The following is a 19,094-nucleotide window of genomic DNA, read 5'->3' as shown; positions in this document are numbered from 1 at the left end:
TTTGTGATCGCCAGCGCTGTTTTCACCTTTCCCCTGTTGACCAAATTTTATTCATGGCCGACATTCACGGTGGCATTCAGAGACGCATCGCCGTTTTGTCTCCTGCTTTGCACCCGGTTGCAAATACACTGTTTTTACACAACGCCTCTCTTCTCAACAGGATACCGTAATGAAAAAAACCAGACTGTTGTTGATGTTAGCCTGCTCGCTGTTTGTGGTGACCGCCCAGGCCAAGACCTACCAGGTCGGCGTGGCGCTGGCCAACTTCGATCTCAACTTCGTCTCTATCCTGCGCAGCCAAATGGCGCGGGAACTGGCTGCGCAGCAACTGCAAGGCCAGTTCGTCGATGCCAAAGGCGATGTCGCCCTGCAGGTGCAACAGGTGGACGATCTGATTAATCAGGGCGTGGACGCCATTATCCTCAACCCGGTTGATACGCAAGGCGTCCAGCCGATGATAGCGGCCGCCAAACGCGCCGCGATCCCCCTGATCTTCGTCAACCGCAAACCCGAAGTGCCGCTGAGCGGCGCGACGGCCTACGTCGGCTCCGATTCGGCGCTCAGCGGCCGCCTGCAGATGGAGGCTCTGGCGAAAAAAATGAATTACCGCGGCAACGTGGCGATCCTGATGGGCGCCCTCTCCAACGAAGAAACCCGCGAACGCACCCGCGCGGTTGAAGCGGTGATCGCCAAACACAAAGACCTCAAAGTGGTAGAGAAACAGACCGCAAAATGGCAGCGCAATGAAGCGGTCGATGTGGTTTCCGGCTGGTTGCTGAACGGCGTAGCGATCGATGCGATCGCCGCCAACAACGATGAGATGGCTATCGGCGCGATCATGGCGCTGAAGCAGGCCAAAAAGAGCGGCGTGCTGGTTGCCGGTATCGACGGCACGCCCGACGGCCTGCAATTTATCAAAACCGGCGACCTGGCGGTGACCATTTTCCAGGATGCCAAAGCCCAGGCGATCGGCGCGGTGCAAGTGACTCGCGCCCTGTTGGATCACGCCAAAACCGAGCCTTACAACTGGGTGCCTTACGCCACCGTGACGCGAGAAAACTACCCGCAATTTGCGCAGATGAACCAGAAATAAACCGTTGCCACTCTCTTTTTCAACCTATTTTGCACCCGAGTGCAAAGCCACAATATCAGGAGTCAGCATGTTAAATGGTGAAAGAAGCATCCCTCGCCCGCTGCGTTGGGCGATGATCGGCGGCGGCCGCCTCAGCCAGGTGGGCTACAAGCACCGTTCCGGCGCACTGCGCGACAACACCGCCTATCGGTTGGTTGCCGGCGCCTTTGATATCGACGCGGCGCGCGGACGCGAGTTTGGCGTTAATCTCGGCGTGCCCGCCGAACGCTGCTATGACAGCTATCAACAGCTGCTGGAGCAAGAAGCCAACCGCGGAGATGGCGTTGAGGTGGTGACCATCGCCACCCCTAACGGCACCCACTATGAAATTACGCGCGCCGCGCTGAATGCCGGCCTGCATGTCATCTGCGAAAAGCCGCTGTTCTTCACCACGGCGGAGGCGAGAGAAATCAAGGCATTGGCGGCGGAGAAAGGCCTGATCGTCGGCGTAACCTACGGCTTCTCCGGCCATCCGCTGCTGATGCAGATGCGCGCCATGATCGCGAACGGCGACATTGGCGAAATACGCATGGTCGAATTGCAGTACACCCACGGCTTCAATGCCAACGAAAGCGCAGACAAGTTCGAGGCGCAAAAGTGGCGCGTCGATCCGAAAATCGCCGGCCCCTCTTTTGTGCTGGGCGACATCTCCACCCACACCTTCTACATCTCGCAGTTGGTGATGCCCGATATGAAGATTGCCTCCCTGCTGTGCGATCGCCAGAGCTTTATTCCTTCCCGCGCCCCGCTGGAAGACAACGCCATGGTGCTGATGCACTACGAAAACGGCGCCGTCGGCCGCATGTGGGCCTCCGCCGTCAACGCCGGCGCGATGGACAGCCAAAGCATCCGCGTGGTGGGCTCGCTCGCCAGCCTGCAGTGGAGCGACGCTGCCCCCGGCGAATTGCGCTATGAGATCCAGGGGCGGCCCAACCAGATCCTGCACCACGGCATGCCCTATCTGGACGACAGCGCCCTGGCCGAAGAGCGGCTCGGCGCGCTGCACACCGAAGGCATGGCCGAATCCTGGGCCAATATTTACCTCAAGTTCGCCATCGCCATCAGCGCCAGCCAGCGCGGCGATCGGCAGACGCTGGCCACGCTAATCTACCCGGATATCGACGCCGGGCTGGAAGGCGTGCGCTGGATTGAAAACTGCGTTCGTTCCGCCGACAACGGCGCCACCTGGGTTAATTACCAATAAGGAAAGCACCATGAAACTTTCATTCTGTACCGATAGCCTGGGCCATTTACCCTTCGAGCAGATGCTGGACCGGCTGCTGGAGTTGGGGGTGCGCGGCGTGGAAATGACCACCGGCGGCTGGTCTCCGGCGCCCCATCTGGATGCCGACGATCTGCTGGCCAACCCCGCCAAACGCCGGCAGCTGCTGCAGGCGCTGGCCAGCCGCGGCATGGAGATCGCCGCGCTCAACGTCTCCGGCAATCCGCTCGATCCCGGCGAACTGGGGCAACGCCATCAGCGCCAAACCGACAATACGCTGGAGCTGGCCGGGCTGCTGGGAGTGAAAAAGATCGTCATGATGAGCGGCCTGCCGCCGGCCAGCCCGCATGACACCATCCCCAACTGGATCACTTATACCGTCAGCTGGCCGCCCACGGTGAAAAACTGCCTGGACTATCAATGGAATGACGTGGCGATCCCCTATTGGCAGGCGTTGGTCGCCCGAGCCAAAGCGTGCGGCGTCGAGCGCTTTGCGCTGGAAAACTTCAGCGCCATGCTGGTGTGGAACCCGGAAACGCTGTTCCGGCTGCGCGAGGCCGTTGGCCCGATGGTGGGCCTGAACCTCGATCCCAGTCACTTGCTCTGGATGGGGGCAGATCCCATCGCGGTGGCCCGCGCCCTTGGCCCCGCCATTCACCATGTGCATGGCAAAGACGTGCGCCTTGAGCGCGGCGTCGTCGAGGTTAACGGGCTGCTGGAGACCAAACCGATCGATGACGTGGCCGGCCGCGCCTGGAACTATGTCGCCGTCGGCTGCGGGCGGGATCTGCAGTGGTGGAAGGAGTTCTTCTCGGTGGTGCGCATGATGGGCTACAACGACTGGGTGTCGCTGGAAATGGAAGACCTGACCATGTCGGTTGATGCCGGCATCGTTTCTTCCGTTCAGGCGCTGCAGCAATCGATTAGCCAATAACACCCTGCGCGGCGGCCATGACCGCTGCGCCTCTTTCTCACCACAAACACGGGGATTAACCATCCCCGTGTCCTTGGTTCGATTAGATGTTTTAGCTATTGTGACCGTCTCTTGCGTGCCAGATATGGTCATAGGATGATTCCAGAATAACGCTTATGCTGTCCATTTTCGCCGGCCACTTCAGACTGGCTGGCAAAGCCGGTTCAGAACGGCCCATCTGCGGAAGAATCTTCTCAGGCAGTTCGGCAATCGGCCGGTACATTCCCACCACCTCACCAATAATTACCAGGGCTGGTGATTCGACCTGCTCCTCTGCAACGATCTTTCCTAATGCATCCAGAGTGCCCACCAGCACGCGCTGCTGTGGCTGAGTGCCGCGTTCAATCACCGCCACGGGCGTTGAGCCGGGTAAGCCATGGGCAATCAAGCGCTGGCTGATAACAGGGCTGTTGGCAATCCCCATATAGAAGACCAACGTCTGGCGCGCGGCGGCCAGTACTGACCAGTCAACGTCCGGTTCCCCTTCCGGGCCATGTCCGGTGACAAACCTGACGGACTGTGCCAGGTTTCGGTGCGTCAGCGGGATCCCGCTGGCTGCGGCACAGCCCATTGCCGCCGTGATACCGGGCACAACATTGCACACAATCCCCTTCTGCTGGCAGCAGGCCATTTCTTCCCCACCCCGGCCAAAGATGAACGGGTCGCCGCCCTTCAGGCGCACTACACGGTGCCCCGCCAGCGCCAGATCAACCAGCAACATATTGATTTCATGCTGTTCAAGGCGATGATTGCGCGGGGATTTGCCGACATCGATCCGCAGTGCAGTGTCCGGCGTCAGCGCCAGCACCGCATCGGACACCAGCCGGTCAAAGACCACGACATCGGCCTGCAGGATAACGCGCAGCGCTTTCAGGGTCAGCAGTTCAGTATCACCCGGCCCTGCGCCCACCAGCCAGACGTCACCCCGGCGCACCGGGCTGCGTTGGTCTGCCAGGGCCATAATCTGCGCTATCGGCAACATGTTGCTAGTTTTCATGGGCGTTCTTCCATCGTCAGGGCGGCCAGCTGGCCGGCAATAAACGTTTTCAGCTCCGGCACGCAGGAGCCGCAGTTAGTGCCACATTTCAGCTTTGAGCCGAGCTGTTGCACGCTGTGGCATCCCTGCCGCACGGCGTCGACAATCTGCGCTTCGCCAACAGAAAAACAGCTGCAAATCATTTTGCCGGTGGCGGCCTTATGGCTGCCGGCCTGGCCCGCCAGTAACGCCAGCCGCTGCGGTGCCGTGTCCGGCGGGGTGATAAAGGCAGACAGTATCGCTTGCCTGTCCGGCAGCAGTGGGCTTCGGCGCGCGTAAAATGCCAGCTGCAGTTCGCCCTGCGCCCACACCAGCAGGTTGAAGCCCTCATCCCCCATCCGGGCGCTCTGGCAGGTTTCCCCTCCAGCGGATAATGTTCATTCAGCCACGCCATCCACTCCTCCTGGAGCGAAGAATCCGCTAACGTAAAATGCGTGACGCCCGGTTGGGTGATGCGGCTCCAGTAGGCGGTGGCAGGCGCGGCGATCCCCTCTCCCCGAATAAACAGCTCTGCATACCAAGCCGCTTTCCATTTCGTCAGATTGACCGGCATATGCTTACTTTCCGGTTGCCCGGAAAGAGGATCGGTAACGGGAGCTATCAGCGCATCGACCCGGGCCTGCCGGCTAAAATGGCTGTTCCAATGGATCGGCACGAAAATACTGCCGCGAGGCTGAAGATGATCGGGTTGCGCGCGTAACAGCAGCCAGCCATGGGATGAGGTTACACGCAGCAACTCACCCGCCTGAATGCCCGGCGCATCATCTGGATGAAACTGACAGTACGGCTCGCTGATATGCTGCATCAGGCGAGCAGACTTGCCGGTTCGCGTCATGGTGTGCCACTGGTCGCGCACCCTTCCGGTGTTCATGATCAGCGGATAAGCCGCAGTGGGCTGGCTGGCGGGCAGCGCCGGGGTGACGGCGATCAACCGCGCTTTACCGTCAGGGTGAAAAAAGGTTTTATCTGTAAATAGTCGCGGCGTACCCTGCGGCCGTGCGGCATTAACCGGCCACTGGATCGGCTGCAGGGTATCCCATTCTTCATTGGACAACTGCGCCAGCCCGCTGATGTCAAACGCCCGAGTGCCTGCATTTTCAAAGCCGGACAAGGCCGCATGTTCGCGGAAAATATCTGCCGGATGCTGCCAGGCAAAGGCCTCCGCAAACCCCAGCCGCTGCGCAACCTGGCTGAGGATCCACCAGTCAGGTTTGGCCTCCCCAGGTGCAGCCAGAAACGCGCGTTGCCGGGAGATACAGCGTTCCGAATTGGTCACCGTGCCATTTTTCTCCCCCCAGCCCAGGGCGGGCAGCAGGATATGCGCGGCGCGGGTGGTGTCCGTGTCACGCAGAATGTCGGACACAATAACCAGAGGACAACGCGCCAGACCGGCCCGCACGCGATCGGCATCCGGAAGTGACACCAGCGGATTGGTGCCCATGATCCAGACGGCTTTTATCTCTCCCTTCTCGATAGCGCGGAAGAGATCGATGGCATTGAGTCCAGGGCTCTGCGCGACGTTATCGCTGTGCCAGAAACGCCCGACCCGTGTAATCTCTTCGGCGGTAAATCCCATATGGCAGGCCAGCTGGTTTGCCAGCCCGCCGACCTCACGTCCGCCCATCGCATTCGGCTGGCCCGTTATCGAAAATGGCCCGCTGCCAGCGTGTCCAATCTGGCCGGTTGCCAGATGCAGGTTAATTATCGCGTTGCATTTGTCGACGCCCGAACTGGACTGGTTGATCCCCATCGAATACAGCGTGACCAGCCGCTGGCTCCGGGCTATCCGTTGATAAAACGCCTGTAATTGCGAGGAGGCGATCCCGCAATAGTCCGCCGTCTTCTCCAGGCTCCACGCTTTTGCTGTCTGTAAGGTTTCTTTTGCCCCGTTCGTGTGGTGCTGCAGAAAAGCGGTATCCAGTTTTCCGCGCGCTGCCATCTCGTTCAGTGCGCCGCAGAACAGCGCCGCATCGCTGCTCGGACGCAGTGCCAGATGCAGATCGGCAATATCACAGGTGGCGGTCTTACGCGGATCAACGACGATAATCTGCATCTCCGGCCTCTCCGCTTTGGCTTTCGCCAGCCGCTGATACACCACCGGATGCGCCCAGGCGGTGTTCGAACCTACCAGAATAACGCAGTCTGCCTGCTCCAGATCATCATAATTGCAGGGGACGGCATCGGCGCCGAACGCCCGCTTGTAGCCCACCACGGCGGAGGCCATGCACAACCTGGAGTTGGTGTCCATGTTGCCCGCCCCGATAAACCCTTTCATCAGCTTGTTGGCGACGTAGTAATCCTCCGTCAGCAGCTGGCCCGAGCCATAAAACGCGACCGACTGAGGTCCATGCTCGTCAATCGTCGCCTGTAGCCCTTGTGCGACAGCGTCTAACGCCTGCGACCAGCTCACGGGTTGATGATGGATTTCAGGCTGGAGCAGACGCCCCTGTAAGCCCAGCGTTTCACCCAGCGCGCTGCCCTTCACGCACAGCCTTCCGCGATTCGCCGGATGTGCCGGGTCGCCGCTGGCGGCGAAGCCATCAGCCTGTGGCTGCATACTAACGCCGCACCCCACGCCGCAATAGGCGCAGGTGGTTTTCACGACCGGAGACGCTGTTTTCATAGGTTGACCGTTTCAATGATTTTGGCGGACGCAACGCCCTGCATTTGTGGCTGAACCCAGACGCGGCCATCTTCCACTTTCACCGCCCAGCTTCGCAGCGCATGCGGCGAATTGTCCAGGCTGCGGCCGTCCCGTAAGCTGAAGCGCTGTTTATAGAGCGGGGAAATCACCACCGGTTCGCCTTTGACATCCCCCACGAGCCCGCGCGCCAGCACATTGGCGTCGCTGTCTGGTTCATGATTGCTCAGCGCAAAAACCTGCTGTGGATGACCGGGCAGATAGAACAGCGCAATCTGCTGGCTTGCCAGGCGCGCCGCCATTCCCGCATTCGCCGGGATGGCGCTCAGGCTGCACACTTCCACCCAGCCCGGTGCAGGCTCCTGCGTATTTTCTGCGGCAGGCACGGCGAGCATGCTGCGCTCCTCATGCGTTGCAGGCCGCAGTTGTTGACGTTCGCTCACCATCACGACCCCTTCGTCAGGGACCTCGCTGTTTACAAACGGTCTGAACAGCGCCAGGCGATCCGGCGAGGCCAGAGTGGTCAGCCATTCACACTGGTACGTCGCCACCACCGCAGACATTTCACGATCCAGTTCATCCGCAATTTGCAGGCTGTCGTCCAGAATCACCTGGCGCAGGTAGTCGATGCCCCCTTCGAGGTTATCCATCCAGGTGCTGGTGCGCTGCAGCCGGTCAGCGGTGCGGATGTAGAACATCAGTAAGCGGTCAACGGTACGAATGAGCTGCTCTGTGCTCATGTCCTGCGCCAGCAAATCAGCATGGCGGGGCTTCATTCCCCCGTTGCCGCAGACATACAGGTTCCAGCCCTTATCCGTGGCAATTACCCCCACATCTTTACTTTGGGCTTCGGCACACTCGCGGGTACAACCCGAGACGGCCATTTTGATTTTGTGAGGCGAACGCAGCCCTTTGTAGCGGTGCTCTAATTGCAGCGCGAGCGAGGTGGAGTCCTGTACGCCGTAGCGACACCAGCTCGACCCGACGCAGGATTTCACCGTGCGCAGAGATTTGCCGTAGGCATGACCGGTTTCAAAACCGGCATCAACCAGCTGCTGCCAGATCTCCGGCAGTTGCTCCAGACGCGCGCCGAACAGGTCGATTCGCTGCCCTCCGGTAATTTTGGTATAGAGCTTGTAACGCCTGGCGACTTCGCCGATGGCGATAAGCCCTTCGGGGGTTATCTCTCCCGCCGGAACGCGCGGCACGACGGAATAGGTCCCGTCCTTCTGGATATTGGCGAAATAACGATCGTTGGTGTCCTGCAGTGGCAAATGCTGCGGTTTCAACAGGTAGTCGTTCCAGCATGATGCCAGTATCGATCCGACCAGCGGTTTGCAGATTTCACACCCGCTGCCGTGGCCGTGCTTTTCAATCAGTTCCCCGAACGTGCGGATATTGCCTACCCGAACCAGGTGATAAATCTCCTGGCGCGAATACGCGAAATGCTCACAGATGTCTTTTTTCACCTCGACGCCCATGTCGGACAGCGCATATTCCATCACCTGCTTGGTGAGTGCGGCGCAGCCCCCACAGCCCGTCGCCGCTTTGGTGCAGGCTTTTATCGCCGCCATATCGTGGCAGCCGTTCTTCACGGCGTTACGGACATCGCCTTTACTGACGTTGTGGCAGGAACAAATTTGCGCACTATCGGGCAGGGCTGCGATGCCCAGCACAGGTTTGTCTGCGCCCGACCCGGCAGGCAAAATGAGGGATTCAGGTTTGGCTGGCAGCGGCATATCGTTGAGCATCATTTGCAGCAACGTGCTGTATTCCGCGCTGTCGCCCACCAGCACCGCCCCCAGCAGCCGTTTGCGATCCTGCGATACCACGATTTTCTTATACACTTCCGCCGGACCGTCTACCCAGCTGTAGTTCTGGCTACCTGGGGTACGCCCATGCGCGTCACCAATCGATGCCACCTCAACACCAAGAAGCTTAAGTTTGGTGCTCATGTCCGCGCCCTTAAAGACGGCGTCGCCGCCCGTCAGGGTATCCGCCAGCGCGCGGGCCATCTGATAACCCGGCGCCACCAGGCCGAAGACCTGCCCGTTCCACAGCGCACATTCGCCGATCGCATAAATAGCCGGGTCGGACGTCTGGCAGCGATCGTCAATCACAATGCCGCCGCGCGGCCCCACTTCAAGCCCGCACGCTCTCGCAAGCTGATCGCGTGGGCGGATCCCTGCGGAAAATAGCACCAGATCGGTTTCCAGATAGCTGCCATCGGCAAACACCATCCGGTAATGGCTCTCCTCGCCCGCAGTAATGGCCTGGGTTTCTTTCCCGGTATGCACCTTCACGTCCAGCGCTTCAATTTTACGGCGCAGCATCGCGGCACCGCCGTCGTCGAGCTGAACCCCCATCAGCCGCGGTGCAAACTCCACCACGTGCGTATCCAGCCCGAGCTGTTTCAGCGCGTTGGCCGCCTCCAGCCCCAGTAATCCCCCGCCGACAACCACGCCCGTTTTGCCGTTTGCCGCGCAGGCCTGAATGGCCGCAAGATCGTCAAGCGTGCGGTAAACCAGGCAGCCCGGCGCATCATTGCCAGGGATCGGCGGCACAAACGGATAGGATCCTGTTGCCAGCACCAGTACATCGTAAGCCGTCTGCCGCCCCTGGTGATCGACCACAAAACGGTGTTTTGTATCAACGAGCCCGATGCTGTGCCCCAGACGCAGTTCAATCCCGGTCGATTCGAAAAATCCCTTTTCAACCATTGAGAGGGATTCCGCCGTGCGGCCAGAGAAGTATTCGGACAAATGCACACGGTCGTAGGCGGGCGAGGCCTCTTCGGCAAACACAATCACCTGGTATTGCAGATGCAGCTCACGCGCAACCAACTGCTCTAAAAAATGATGGCCTACCATGCCGTGTCCGGCCATAACCAATACGGGTTTCGACATTGAATGACTCCTCGCCACCTCGACGGGTAACGGTTCTGATTTAACAGGCTGTAAGCCAGAGGCATCCGGCTCATTACCGGGACTGAAGACGCTGAAGGGCAACGGTTGACCAGCGGGCGTGCCGATCCGCTGGAGGTATTGCGGGCCATCGCTGATATCGCCCCACAGCAACACCCCTTTCAGTTGGTTGTCGCAGAGCACCAGCCGGCGATAATGCCCGTCAAACGGGTCAAAGGTGGTATGGGTCTGAGCGCCATCGCGGCTGTGTAATTCACCGGCGCAGAACAAATTCAGGCCTGTGACCTTGAGGCGCAGCGGGACATTCTGCACCTCGAATGAAGTGGCTTTGTCGCCCCCCGCCAGCCGCGAGGCCAGCGTTTCAGCCTGCTGCCAGCACGGGGCCACCAGGCCAAAAGTGAGTTCGCCCCACTGGCAACATTCTCCAATTGCCGAGATGTGCGGGTCAGCGGTTTGCAGCTGCGGGTTCACCAGAATACCGCGATCGCACGGCAAGCCTGACCGTTGTGCCAGCGCGATGTTCGGCCGCACGCCCACAGAGAGCACGACCCGCTCCGCCGCTATTCCGCGCCCATCATTAAGATTCACCCTGCTGACGTTGCCAGCGGCATCAGCGCTGAATGACACCGTTTCAGCCTGCAAAATGACGTTGATGCCGCGTAATGAGAGCCCTTCGTGCAACAGTTTTCCGGCGTGTTCATCCAGCTGCTGATCCATCAGATGTGTGCCGCGATGTAGCAGGCTAACCCGCATTCCACGCCGCGCCAGGGCCGCCGCCGCCTCCACGCCCAGCACGCCGCCGCCGATCACCGCAACCGGTTGGCCTGCGTAGGCTCCCTGCAGAATATTTTCGACATCCTGCTGAGTGCGGAACCCGTGGATACCCGGCAATTCGACCCCAGGCAGGGAGGGCAGAAATGGCCGTGAGCCAGTGGCCAGAACCAAATGATCGTATGAATAGATCTGCCCGGCGACCGTGACGGTGCAAGCGTGACGGTCGATTGCCGTCGCCGCCGTGCCTGCGATCAATGTGATGTTGTGATGCTCATACCACTGCGCGTCATGCGTGACTATCTGGCCAAAATCTTTCTCACCGGAAAGCACCGGCGTCAGCTGGATACGGTTGTACGCACTGTGCTTTTCATCGCCGATGATCATGATACGGTAACGATCTGGTGCGAGCTCACAGAGATATTCCACCAGTCGCACGCCTGCCATACCATTGCCGATAACGATTAGAGTCGGTTTAGCCATTGCACAACTCCCCTCATGGAATCAGGCCACTGCCCGGTGTTTTGCATAGAGAAAATGCAGCACCTGCTGGCGATACTGGTGGAACAGAGGATCGTTCGACAAAGCCAGTCGACTGCGGGGGCGTGACAGCTCAACCTGTAACACTTCACCGACTTTCGCCGCCGGACCATTAGTCATCATCATCACGCGGTCAGACAGCAGCACCGCTTCATCAACGTCGTGGGTGATCAGCAAAATGGTGGTTTTCAGACGCGCCTGAATGTCCATAACGGCGTCCTGAAGATGCGCCCGCGTCAGCGCATCCAGCGCCCCGAAAGGTTCATCCATCAGCAAAACTTTCGGTTTCATCGCCAAGGCACGGGCGATACCGACACGCTGCTTCATGCCGCCTGAAATGGCGCCCGGACGCTTATCGGCCGCATGCTCCATGTGCACCAGTTCGAGGTTGTGCAAAATCCAGTCGTGCATTTCGTTTTTGTTCATCTGGTCTTTAAAGACCTGCCGCACCGCCAGTTCGACATTCTCAAAAGCGGTTAACCATGGCAGCAGCGAATGGTTCTGGAAGACGACCCCGCGCTCTGGCCCCGGCCCGGTAATCTCTTTGTTGTCGCACAACAGCACGCCTTCCGTCGGGCGACTCAGCCCGGCAATCAAATTCAGCAGGGTCGATTTTCCGCAGCCTGAGTGGCCAATCAGGCTGACCGTTTCGCCTTCTGCGATATCAAAGCTGACGTTATCGAGCGCCAGAAAGGTGGTTTTCGCTGAAGGAAAACGTTGAGTGACGCTCTGGACGCTGATAATCGATTTTTCTTTTTTCATCGCGGGCTCCTAGTGATTGTCGTAACTTAAGCGACGGGCAACGGCCATCAGCCCCTGCTCCAGTAACATCCCCACGGCACCAATCAGCAGAATGGCGACGATAATGTTTTCCACGTTGAGGTTGTTCCATTCGTTCCAGATCCAAAAACCGATGCCCACGCCGCCGGTCAGCATTTCAGCCGCAACAATCACCAGCCAGGCGATACCGATGGACAACCGCACCCCGGTCAGAATGTACGGCAGCACGGCAGGAAACAGGATCTTGCGCATTACGGTGAATTCGCTGAGTTTCAGCACCCGCGCAACGTTGAGATAGTCCTGCGGAATGCGCATCACCCCTTCTGCGGTATTGAGGATCATCGGCCAGATAGAACAGATGAAAATGGTCCAGGACGAGGCGGGCTCCGCGCGCTGGAACAACAGCAATCCAATCGGCAACCACGCCAGCGGGCTGACCGGGCGCAGCAGCGAGATAATGGCGTTGAACATGCTGGCGATGAAGCTGAAGCGGCCAATCAGGAACCCGGCCGGGATGCCGACCAGCGCGGCAAGCCCGAAACCAATCGCAACTCGCTGTAGCGAGGCCAGGACATTCCAGCCAATGCCCATGTCGTTTGGCCCGTTGATATAGAACGGATCGGCAAAAATCACCTTCGCCGCCTCCCAGGTCTGAGCGGGCGTCGGGAAGCCTTTACTGCTACTGGCGGCGATTTGCCACAGGAGCAGCAGCACGACGGCCCCGAGAATGGCGGGGATCATTTTCTGCATGAAGCGGCGAACGCTCGCGCGAAGCCGGACAATAAAGGTATCCGTTCTGGCTACCGGGGCGGCTCTCTCGATCGTGATCACTTCTGCGCTGACGGGCGATTCAACGCTGACCGCGGCAGGCTCCGTCAACGTGACGACATTGGTTTTCAAATTTACGGACATCTGTGGCCTCACTTAGCGTTTCATTGCAAAACTGTTGGCGTAGTCAGCAGGGTTGCTGCCGTCCCAGACTCTGCCGTCAATCAACGTGCTGCTTCGCATGTCGCTGGATGGCAAATTGATCCCGCCAACCGCGGCGGCAGCTTGTTTGTAGACGTCAATGCGGTTAATTTTTTGGGCGATACCGAGGTAGTCAGGATCGCTTTCCAGCAATCCCCAGCGCTTCTGCTGAGTCAGGAACCACATGCCATCGGAGAGATACGGATAATTGACCGCGCCATCGTTGAAGAAGCGCATGCGGTGGGCATCTTTCCACGTTTTCCCCAGCCCATTTTCGTAGTCGCCGAGCATCCGCCCCTGAATCGTCTTGAGTGGCGTGTTGATGTACGCCCGCGCCGCAACGACCTGAGCGGTTTCACTACGATTGGCATCAGAGGTGTCTATCCAGCGGGAGGCATCCAGCACCGCGGCGGTCAGCGCGCGAGCCGCATTCGGGTTTTCAGTCACCCAGGCAGAGGTTGTGCCGAGCACTTTTTCCGGATGATCCGGCCAGATTTCCTGTGAGGTGACAGCAGTGAAACCAATGCCGTCCTGAATCGCGCGCTGGTTCCAGGGTTCCCCCACGCAAAAACCGCTCATATTGCCGATTTTCATGTTCATGACCATTTGCGGCGGAGGCACCACGACATTGCGCACGTCGTTAAAGGGATGGATACCGGCGTTTGCCAGCCAGTAGTAAAGCCACATCGCGTGCGTGCCGGTCGGGAACGTCTGCGCAAAGGTATAGGTCCCCTTCGCACTGGCCTGGACCACTTTTTGTAGCGATGCAGCATCCGTCACGCCCGCCTGCTTTAACTGCTCAGAGAGCGTAATGGCCTGCCCGTTCTGGTTGAGAGACATCAGCATCGCCATCTCATGCTGCGGGCCGGACACGCCAAGCTGCAGGCCATAGAGCATCCCATACAGAACATGCGCCGCATCCAGCTCGCCAGACACCAGTTTGTCGCGTACTGACGCCCAGCTCGACTCCTTGCTCGGGATGATTTTAATGCCGTACTTCTCATCAAATTTCTTTACCGCCGCCATCACCACTGAGGAGCAGTCGGTCAGGGGAATGAACCCGACGCGAATCTCTTTCTTCTCTGGCGTGTCGGAACCGGCAGCCCAGACCCGGTTCATGAATCCTGACATCAACATGCTGCCGCCGAGCACCGCACTCCCCGCAAGAAAGCAGCGGCGGGAGAGTTGTCCCGGAGTCTTTTTGTCGTCTTGTGTCATCAGGGCTTCCCGTTAGGTTGAAAAATGAAAAAAAAAAGCGTCCAGTTAGCGCTCAGTTTCCTGAACGCTAACGGACGCCTTTATCCGTAATGCTGACTAAACCGCCATTGGTTTAGTGCTGTTGCTATTAAAAAGAATGCAGCTTGTGTGCCAACCTGCGGTATCAAAAAAAAATCAGAGGGTTAGCCTTATTCTGTCGCTTTGACGCCCTTTCTGGTGCACCGGAACTGCACATCCTGCACAGCGTAATTGCACACAGAAGGTGCAGTTATTGGCCCGGTTTGTGCTCGTTTTTGCCTAACAGCGCAGATACGGCAAGCATCGCGTCAGCAATTTCCGAAAGTTTCTTATTCTGATTCATTGCCATCTCAAGCAGTGCCTTATGCGCCTGGGGTTCCGTTAAGCCCTGATGCTGCATCAGCAGGCCCTTTGCCCGCTCAACCAGCTTACGCTCGGTCAGCGTGACGCGAAGTTGAGAAAGTTCGGCATCGAGCGCCTGCAGCTGGCGGGACTGCTGTTCAACAAGCTCAAGAACCGAACGACTAAGCTGCGGCGAGAGTAGCGCGGAGTAATGGCTTTCAGACTGGGGGATTTGGTCAATATTCTGCTGCTGAAGCGCAAGGGCGGCCTGTGCTTCACGGATACGCTGGCGGCAGGAGGCCATCAGAGCAGCTTGCAGCTCATCCTCCACCACTTTCATTCCATCGATTCGCGCCGTCGCAACGTCAAACCAGCGTAATGCGGTATCCGTCGTCTCACCGCCAGGCCTGACGCGCGTGCAGGCAATTCGCCTGAAACGTTCAAATTCACTGCTGTCCTGGTTCATCTGCTGCCGCCACATTGCCAGACAGCGGGGAGCCGCGAATTCCATGAAGGTCTGAAAGCAGCGCTCCTGGCTCTCGATTAAGCCTGTGAATTGCTGTTGCGCGATGACATCAAAATGCCCTGCCGCAAAACCGGCGGCGGCCGTGGCCCGCTCCTGTGCGGCCAGCTCTTTTCCCTGCATAAAACTGAACATCGCCAGCAATGCCCGTGAAATTGACGGATCGCCGGAGATATCCGCCGTTTCGAAGACCAGTGACAAATGCGAGCGAATCACCTCGTTGTAGGCATTCATGGCATCAGGCTGACTGATAGACAGTCCAAGAACCTGCTGACGCAGTTGCGGTAACGTACTGAGGCTATGCAACACCGAGGCAATGCGGCTGAGTAATCGCGGTGCATTCGCCAGGTTGGGGCCGGTAAGATCCTGAGACGCAAGCCACTGACTGACGGCCTCCTCTGCCTTCCGGACCTCCAGTGCCCGCTCACTCAGTTGCTTTCCCCAGGTGTTCCCATGAGAACATAAGAAGATGTTCGAGGTGCCTCGTTCCCGTTGCAGTGCGTGGATCATCAGGCTGACCGCACCAACCAGTTCACCCAGCTGCAACAGCTGCTGCAAACCCGCGATTTCGCTTTTTTTCGACGCCTGTACAAAGCTCAGAGCAGAAAGGGCCATGGAGTAACCTGCTGATAAGAGGAGACTCCTGGATAAAGCAAGAAACGTGCCTGAGACAGGGGCGCTTTTCCCTACCGCCGCGCCGTTACAGCATCCATTCGATCGGCAGCCAGCCGGCCACGATGAGAACGATGCGTTTTACCCAGCCGGCGCCGGGCTCTTGCTGATGGATCTCGGTGTGGCCGTCTTCGAAGGCTTCGTTCCAGACCATTTTGCCCGCGGGCGTCAGCGCCGGGCGGTAGGCGGCGTATTCGAGCGGGCCATCAAACAGCTGGCGGGTGTCGGCCGCCAGCGTCGGGCTGTCGATCAAGAAGCCCATTTCGCAGTTCAGGTGCGCTGATCGTGGATCGAAATTGAACGAGCCGATAAATACCCGTTTATCGTCGATGGCGAAGGTTTTCGCGTGCAGCGCCGCGCCGGACAGCCCCAGCGGTTTGAGTTCCTGCCGCCCCGTCGGCTGGCCGGCGCGCAGCTTCAGCTCAAACAGCTCCACGCCCGCCTGCAGCAGTTCACGCCGGTATTTGGCGTAGCCGGCATGCACCACCAGCACGTCGGTGGTGTTCATCGCGTTGGTCAGCACGCGAATGGATTTTCCCTGTTTGGCGAGCGATTCAAAAAAGCTCGCCCCTTCCCGGCCCGGCACGAAATAGGCGGAGACCAGATCCAGTTGCCGGCCGACGCCGCCGATAATCTTGCTCAGCTGCGTCACCATCAAACGATCGCGCGAAGCCTTGCCCAGCCCTTTCGCCGGATCGTCGGCCACCAGCTCTACCTGGGTGAATTCCGGCTGGACGACGCCATCGCGAAAGCGCACCGCGCTGGTTTCCAGCTGCACCGCCAGTTTGCGGGCCCGTTCGCTGCTTTCGGTCGCGGTGGCCTGCGCCAGGAAGGCGGAAAGGTCGCCTTTGCCCCGGATAATCTGCTCAACGCCAAACACCGACGCGCTGTTCCAGTAGCGATCGAAGACCTCGGCGGTCTCCGCCACCACGTTGCCGACGCTCAGCACGTCGAGATCGAGGAAATAGTTTTCGTCGCCGACCTGGAAATACTCGTCGCCGATATTGCGGCCGCCGATGATCGCCACGGCGCCGTCGACGATATAAGACTTGTTATGCATGCGCCGGTTCATGCGCATAAAGTCAAAGGCGTAGCCGGCCAGCTTCGGCGTGCGCACGGTTGACGGGTTAAACAGGCGGATCTCGACGTTTTCCTGGGCGTTCAGCGCCGCCAGGGTCTCGTCCATGGCGACGCCGTTATCGTCCAGCAACAGCCGCACGCGCACGCCGCGTTGAGCCGCGTCATACAGGGTTTTCAGCAGGATCTGCCCGGAGGTGTCGTTATGCCAGATGTAGTACTGGGCGTCGATCGACCTTTCCGCCATCCGCGCCAGCGCCAGGCGGCTGGCGAACGCATCGTGCCCGCTGGCCAGCGGCACCACGCCGCTCAGGCCCGGATGCGCCACCATCAGTTCGGCGGCGCGCGCCGGCAGCTGGGCGGCAGGATCCGCCGGCAATGCCGCCTGCGGCAGACGCTGGGAGATATTCGGCAAACGAAAGATGACTCTGGCCGCAATAATGGCGATCGTCACGGCGAGAATCAGATACACGACAATTTTTATCACGGGAAGCGGCCTCGGAGGTTGACTGCTTTGCTTTATACGTCATTAGGTTGCTTCAATCTATAGGAGAAGCGCGCTATGCCATAAGGCTATAGCGTAAAGCGCGAAGGCGAAACACCAAACAGTTTTTTGAACGCCACCGAATAGGCGCTGTGGCTCTCGTAACCGCTTTCGAAGGCGGCGTGGATGATCGAGTTGCCGGCCAACAGCAGCGGAATGGACGACAGCAGCCGCAGGCGCTGTTTCCACTGGCCGAAGGTGATGCCGGTTTGTTGGCTGAAATGGCGTTGAAAGGTCTTTGCGCTGATCGACAGTGAATCGGCCCAGGCTTCAATGCCGCGATCGTCGGCCGGCGTGATGACCAACTGCCGGCAAATCTCGGCCATTCTCGCTTCTGCCGGCCAAGGCAGGTGCAGCGCCAGCTGCGGCTGCAGGCTCAGCTCTTCTAAAAACAGCGCTCTGAGCAGCGCATTGCGTTGGGTCTCCGCCCCTTCGGGCGCCAGCGTCGCCAGCTGAGCGATCAGTTCTCGCAACAGCGGTGAGACCTGCAAGACGCCGTCGCGCAGCGGCAAACGCGCGGCGGTGATTTCATCGACCAAAATCCCGTAAACGCAGATGTTGCTCTGCATGACGATCTGATGCTCTACCCCCGGCCGCAACCAAACTGCGGTGGTGGGCGGCACGATCCAGCGCCCGCTGCTCGCCTCGACCGCCATAACGCCCTGCTGTGAATAGAGCAAGTGGCAGCGCCTATGCGAGTGGTAAGGAATGACGAAGCCCGCCGGATAGTGTTTCACCAGCCCCGTCACCTCGAACGAGGAGTTTTCGTGGCTGCTGAGGTCGATGCGTTTCGTTTCGGCGTTGTCGACTTCGAATCCCATGGTCGTTTGTCCCTTTTGATAACGCGAATGTCTTTTATTTGATAGAGAGGCCGCATGATCCTCCATATAGTGACGCTGTCGCAAGCCACACCAGGGGCCTTATGCGAAGAAACTCACTATTTACACCAAAATTTCATCGTTCTGCGTAAAACGCAGGCGTTGCGCATGCGCTGCGCAATGGCGGCTCGTTGCGGGGGCGACGTGGCCGAAAGTGATGGATAGGGAAAGCGCGGTGGCATAATCAGGAGGTATACGCATCAATCAGCAGGCAGCTCAGCCCGGGGGGGCGGCTTAATGCTGAAGGGATAGGGAGAGCGCCTAGGCTCTCCTCCATCCAGAGTTGTTATTTCATCAACGGGCCAACTCGGCGCCGTCCAGCTCGGAAATCGCCAGACAAATCACTTCCGTAATGGCCTGTACCGTATAGGCGGTATTGGCAGGAATGATTAACATCTCATGGGGTTGCAACGTCTGATCGTCAACCTTCAGTTCACCGCTCAGCACCATCAGTTTCACCCAGCCCGGATGAAAACGCGCCGGTTGCCGGCTGCCCGCATCCAGCTTCAACAACGCCGTATGGCCAGGCGTTTCCCGTTTCAAAATATGAAAGTGTACCCCATCGTAAGGCATGTTTTCGTAATGCAGTGACGCCAGTGTTCTCTTATGCATGGTAAGTGTCCTCGTGACCTGTGAGTAGCTGCTCCGCCTTCGGTCGCCGTAAAAACGATTGGCGGCTGTCCCTACCGAAAGCACAGGCTCGCAGCCTCTTGGCGAACGGATTAACTGTCGTACTTGCAGCGGCCCGACCGACCGCCGTTTCATGCCTAACCTGCCTCAGGCATGCTACTAAATATATAAGAGCCTCGCCGACGGCGCAAAAAACCGCGGTTC

The 19,094-nt window shown here is 59.0% G+C and carries 12 protein-coding genes and 1 pseudogene; 3 read left to right on the top strand and 10 right to left on the bottom strand.

Annotated elements, in window-relative coordinates; all coding sequences use genetic code 11:
* The first annotated feature begins 169 nt into the window (after positions 1-169).
* The 3 genes from REA38_RS07520 (at position 170) to REA38_RS07510 (ending at position 3,288) form a co-directional block, all read left to right on the top strand.
* Positions 170-1,093, top strand: a complete 924-nt coding sequence (locus tag REA38_RS07520; RefSeq protein ID WP_033648331.1) for a substrate-binding domain-containing protein — start codon at positions 170-172, stop codon at positions 1,091-1,093.
* Between the two features lie 67 nt (positions 1,094-1,160).
* Entirely contained in the window at positions 1,161-2,336 is a 1,176-nt protein-coding gene (locus REA38_RS07515; protein WP_308885531.1) for a Gfo/Idh/MocA family oxidoreductase, read from the top strand.
* Between the two features lie 10 nt (positions 2,337-2,346).
* On the top strand, positions 2,347-3,288 hold the full coding sequence (locus tag REA38_RS07510; protein ID WP_049196960.1) for a sugar phosphate isomerase/epimerase: 942 nt from the start codon (positions 2,347-2,349) through the stop codon (positions 3,286-3,288).
* A gap of 91 nt (positions 3,289-3,379) precedes the next feature.
* On the opposite strand, the gene cobA is transcribed toward REA38_RS07510, so the two are convergent.
* The 10 genes and pseudogenes from cobA to REA38_RS07460 form a co-directional block, all read right to left on the bottom strand.
* Complete coding sequence (cobA, locus tag REA38_RS07505; RefSeq protein WP_103773694.1) at positions 3,380-4,309, bottom strand: uroporphyrinogen-III C-methyltransferase; 930 nt, start codon at positions 4,307-4,309, stop codon at positions 3,380-3,382.
* An 11-nt stretch (positions 4,310-4,320) separates the two neighbouring features.
* Positions 4,321-6,986: pseudogene (locus tag REA38_RS07500) on the bottom strand (molybdopterin-dependent oxidoreductase).
* A complete protein-coding gene (gene nirB, locus REA38_RS07495; protein ID WP_308885529.1) occupies positions 6,983-11,182 on the bottom strand; it encodes a nitrite reductase large subunit NirB in 4,200 nt (1,399 codons plus the stop codon). The pseudogene REA38_RS07500 and the gene nirB overlap by 4 nt, the downstream one beginning before the upstream one ends.
* Positions 11,183-11,203: 21 nt before the next feature.
* The gene (locus REA38_RS07490; RefSeq protein WP_094860078.1) at positions 11,204-12,001 is read right to left on the bottom strand and encodes an ABC transporter ATP-binding protein; all 798 of its coding nucleotides are present in this window, start codon (positions 11,999-12,001) and stop codon (positions 11,204-11,206) included.
* A gap of 9 nt (positions 12,002-12,010) precedes the next feature.
* The gene (gene ntrB, locus REA38_RS07485) at positions 12,011-12,931 is read right to left on the bottom strand and encodes a nitrate ABC transporter permease (protein ID WP_103772403.1); all 921 of its coding nucleotides are present in this window, start codon (positions 12,929-12,931) and stop codon (positions 12,011-12,013) included.
* Positions 12,932-12,943: 12 nt separating this feature from the next.
* The gene (locus REA38_RS07480; RefSeq protein WP_060421065.1) at positions 12,944-14,206 is read right to left on the bottom strand and encodes a CmpA/NrtA family ABC transporter substrate-binding protein; all 1,263 of its coding nucleotides are present in this window, start codon (positions 14,204-14,206) and stop codon (positions 12,944-12,946) included.
* Between the two features lie 268 nt (positions 14,207-14,474).
* The gene (locus tag REA38_RS07475) at positions 14,475-15,704 is read right to left on the bottom strand and encodes a nitrate- and nitrite sensing domain-containing protein (protein ID WP_308414149.1); all 1,230 of its coding nucleotides are present in this window, start codon (positions 15,702-15,704) and stop codon (positions 14,475-14,477) included.
* Positions 15,705-15,789: 85 nt separating this feature from the next.
* The gene (locus tag REA38_RS07470; RefSeq protein ID WP_060425757.1) at positions 15,790-17,325 is read right to left on the bottom strand and encodes a phospholipase D family protein; all 1,536 of its coding nucleotides are present in this window, start codon (positions 17,323-17,325) and stop codon (positions 15,790-15,792) included.
* A gap of 86 nt (positions 17,326-17,411) precedes the next feature.
* Positions 17,412-18,203, bottom strand: coding sequence for a helix-turn-helix domain-containing protein (locus REA38_RS07465; protein WP_060420732.1), 792 nt, complete (start codon positions 18,201-18,203; stop codon positions 17,412-17,414).
* A gap of 351 nt (positions 18,204-18,554) precedes the next feature.
* Positions 18,555-18,872 (bottom strand): cupin domain-containing protein, encoded by a 318-nt coding sequence (locus tag REA38_RS07460; protein WP_015377878.1) that lies wholly within the window; start codon positions 18,870-18,872, stop codon positions 18,555-18,557.
* Positions 18,873-19,094 lie beyond the last annotated feature (222 nt).

Source organism: Serratia sp. MF1(2023) (genome assembly GCF_030954545.1).
GTDB classification, from domain to species: domain Bacteria; phylum Pseudomonadota; class Gammaproteobacteria; order Enterobacterales; family Enterobacteriaceae; genus Serratia; species Serratia sarumanii.
The sequence above is the reverse complement of the archived record's forward strand: the minus strand, read 5'-3'. Positions and strand labels throughout refer to the sequence as shown.

Coding starts and splice junctions, on each gene's coding strand:
- REA38_RS07480 (WP_060421065.1), bottom strand. CDS start 14,206: ATGACACAAGACGACAAAAAGACTCCGGGACAACTCTCCCGCCGCTGC.
- REA38_RS07490 (WP_094860078.1), bottom strand. CDS start 12,001: ATGAAAAAAGAAAAATCGATTATCAGCGTCCAGAGCGTCACTCAACGT.
- REA38_RS07520 (WP_033648331.1), top strand. CDS start 170: ATGAAAAAAACCAGACTGTTGTTGATGTTAGCCTGCTCGCTGTTTGTG.
- REA38_RS07460 (WP_015377878.1), bottom strand. CDS start 18,872: ATGCATAAGAGAACACTGGCGTCACTGCATTACGAAAACATGCCTTAC.
- REA38_RS07510 (WP_049196960.1), top strand. CDS start 2,347: ATGAAACTTTCATTCTGTACCGATAGCCTGGGCCATTTACCCTTCGAG.
- cobA (WP_103773694.1), bottom strand. CDS start 4,309: ATGTTGCCGATAGCGCAGATTATGGCCCTGGCAGACCAACGCAGCCCG.
- nirB (WP_308885529.1), bottom strand. CDS start 11,182: ATGGCTAAACCGACTCTAATCGTTATCGGCAATGGTATGGCAGGCGTG.
- REA38_RS07475 (WP_308414149.1), bottom strand. CDS start 15,704: ATGGCCCTTTCTGCTCTGAGCTTTGTACAGGCGTCGAAAAAAAGCGAA.
- ntrB (WP_103772403.1), bottom strand. CDS start 12,931: ATGTCCGTAAATTTGAAAACCAATGTCGTCACGTTGACGGAGCCTGCC.
- REA38_RS07465 (WP_060420732.1), bottom strand. CDS start 18,203: ATGGGATTCGAAGTCGACAACGCCGAAACGAAACGCATCGACCTCAGC.
- REA38_RS07515 (WP_308885531.1), top strand. CDS start 1,161: ATGTTAAATGGTGAAAGAAGCATCCCTCGCCCGCTGCGTTGGGCGATG.